This window comes from Actinotalea sp. (assembly GCF_035443605.1).
Lineage (GTDB): Bacteria > Actinomycetota > Actinomycetes > Actinomycetales > Cellulomonadaceae > Actinotalea.
Genome location: NZ_DAORSQ010000186.1, coordinates 1 through 2,627, shown reverse-complemented (window position 1 = coordinate 2,627; position 2,627 = coordinate 1). Strand labels below are relative to the sequence as shown.

Here is a 2,627-nt window from a genome sequence, read left to right as displayed (position 1 = left end):
TATCTAGCGGCAGCCACTCCGGGCACCACTTCTACACTTCCAAATGCGAAGAGCCCGTTATGCTTGATCCATGAGTGTCCTGGGGTCGGGGGCTCAACCGTTGAGGTGACCCCCGAACCTGATGGAGGGAACAGTGCAGAAGATAACCGTGCGTCGCTCGTTGTGGGGCGCTTTCGCAGTCGGAACCGTCGCAGCGCTCGTCGGCGGCACTCTGGTCGCAGGCGCAGAGCCGGCGTGGACCGCTCCGCAGCAGCACGAGGCCACCTTCGACTATACGGTGTCGACGCAGAGCTGGGTCGTGCCCGCGGGCGTGACCTCGATCCAGGTCGAGATCCGCGGCGGCCAGGGCGGCAACGGCGGCGCGGATGCGACGGCGGGACCGGATCCGAGCTCGTATCGCGGTCTGGTGGCCGGCACGCTCGAGGTCACCCCCGGCCAGTCGCTGACGATCGCCGTCGGTCAGGGCGGAGCGAAGGGCGGCGATCAGATCAGCGGGAGCTCGGCCGCGAACACTCCGCCTGCCGGGGGATCGAACCCATTGGGTGCGTACCGAGGCGGCAACGGCGGCTTGGTGGCCACGTCCGGCAGTTCGGGTCAGGGCGGCGCCGGCGGCGCGGCATCGGTACTGCGCGTGAACGGCCAGGACATCGTCGCCGGCGGCGGTGGCGGCAACGGCGGGTCGGGTCAGTACGAGCCGACCCGGGGGCGCCCGGCCGACGGCACCTTCGTCGGCCGCACCGACACCACCTCCTCGAACGGGCAGACGGGCATCCAGCCCAGCGGCGGCACCAGCAACGACGGCGGCGGCTCGGGCGGCGGTGGCGGCGGCGCCCAGGGCGGCGCGCAGGGCCGTGTCGAGTTCGGCGCCGGTACGTCGACCGAGTGGTTCGGCTACGGCGGCTCCGTCGGCGAGAACAGGACGACCGGTTTCGACGGGCTGAGCGCCTCGTATGAGCATGCCGCCCAGAACTCGGGCAACGGCTCGATCGTGATCCGATGGGTCACCGGTACCGCGGCCGCGCCCGCCGCGCCGCAGGGCGTGGCAGGCGTCGGCGAGGTCGACCTCTTCTGGAACCCGCCCGCCGAGATCGGCCAGGGTCCCATCACCGACTACCAGGTGCAGTTCAGCTCCGATGACGGCGGCACCTGGAGCGCATCGCAGACCGTCGGCTCGGCCGACGCCGTGCTCACCGTCGGCGGGCTCACCAACGGCACGGCATACGTCTTCCGCGTCGCCGCGGTGACCCCTGCGGGCGTCGGCGAGTTCTCGCCGAAGTCGCAGCCCCTCACCCCCTACGCGCTTCCGTCGAAGCCGACGATCACGGGCCTCGCCCCGCAAGACGGCGCTCTCTCGGTGACCTTCGATCCTCCGGCGACCGGTGCGCCGCCGACCGGTTACCAGTACCGGGTCGACGGGGGCAGCTGGGTGCCCGTCGCCGGCACCGGGCAGCCGATCGTGATCCCCGGCCTGACCAACGGGGTCGCGGTCGACATCGAGCTGCGCGCCACGAGCGCCATGGGCACGGGCGCGATCAGCGATCCGGCCTCCGGCACGCCGCGAGCGACCCCCGGGGCGCCGACGATAGTCGGCACCACGGCGGGCATCGGAGTCGGCACGGTCGGCTTCGTCCCCGGCTTCGACGGCGGATCGCCGATCACCGGCTACGAGTACCGCCTCGACGGCGGGGCCTGGCAGCCTCTGGTTTCGGGAGCGAGCCCGCTCGAGCTGACCGGCCTCGGCAACGGCACCTCGACCGCGGTGCAGATCCGTGCGCTGAATGCGGCGGGCGCCGGTGCGCCGAGCGCGGCCGTGAGCATCGTCACGCCCGGTGCTCCCGGTGCTCTCGTCGGGGCCTCTGCGACAGGCCTCGACGGCGCCATCTCCGCATCGTTCTCGCTGGGATCCAACGGCGGGTCGCCGATCACCCGCGTCGAGTACAGCCTCGACGGCGGCGGCACCTGGGTGCCGGTCGGCACGACCGGCCCGATCACGATCCCGGGCCTCGCCAACGGCACCGCGCAGAGCGTCCAGCTGCGCGCGGTCAACGCCGTGGGCGCCGGGCCGGCCTCGACGGTCGCGGCGACTCCCGCGACCGTGCCGGGCGCCCCCGCAGTCGACCACATCGAGCGGACCTCGGGATCCGGTGCGCTCGAGATCGAGTTCACCGCGCCGGGGAACGACGGAGGATCCTCGATTACCGGCTACGAGTACACCACCGACGGCGGAGCGACATGGACGGATGCGGGATCGCTGACCTCGCCGATCACCATCTCCGACGGCAGCGACGGCACACCGCTCGACGAGGGGACCGAGTACACGGTGGCACTGCGAGCGGTCAACGCCGTCGGGGCCGGCCCGGCGTCCACCGCGCGCGCCACTTTCGGCCCGGTGCCCGCGGTGCCCGCGAGTGCTCCGACCATCACCTCTGTCGTTTCCCAGCCGGGTGCCCTGGCTGTGACGTTCACCCCGGGCGACAACGGCGGCGCGACGGTCGACAAGTACCAGTACTCGATCGACGGCGGCAGCACGTGGGCGTCGACGGGATCGCTCTCGGGCCAGTTCGTGATCGGCGGCCTCACCGACGGCACCACCTATGAAGTGCAGGTGCGAGCGGTGACCGGTGCCG

General features: G+C 72.1%; 1 protein-coding gene. It reads left to right on the top strand.

All coding sequences use genetic code 11. The features are described from left to right. Positions 1 to 148: 148 nt before the first annotated feature. Positions 149 to 2,627 (top strand): fibronectin type III domain-containing protein (locus PKY62_RS12940; protein WP_324537608.1); only part of this gene is annotated, 2,479 nt, incomplete at its 3' end.